Consider the following 237-nt stretch of genomic DNA (forward strand, 5'->3'; position numbering starts at 1 on the left):
CGGCCCGCGCGACCAGAGCCGAAGATGCGACCGTGGACAGATGGCCAAGATAATCCTGACTGCCCAGCGCTCCAAGGGCGAAGCTTTTCATGGCTTGTTTCAGACGCTCATCGTCGGCACGAAGGGCAAAGTTGACGTCTTCATTTACGCCGATCCGCACGGCTCTCATGTTGTGGGTCGAACCGTGATACATGATCGCATCGACCCCCGCAGGATCCGCGAACCAGTCCTGCACCG

1 pseudogene is annotated in these 237 nt (G+C 59.5%); it reads right to left on the reverse strand.

From position 1 onward, the window contains the following. Positions 1–237, reverse strand: a pseudogene (locus R0J92_RS26500) (flagellar biosynthesis protein FlgL); the annotation flags it as partial.

It is taken from the genome of Tritonibacter sp. SIMBA_163 (genome assembly GCF_046535935.1).
GTDB classification, from domain to species: Bacteria; Pseudomonadota; Alphaproteobacteria; order Rhodobacterales; family Rhodobacteraceae; genus Epibacterium; species Epibacterium scottomollicae.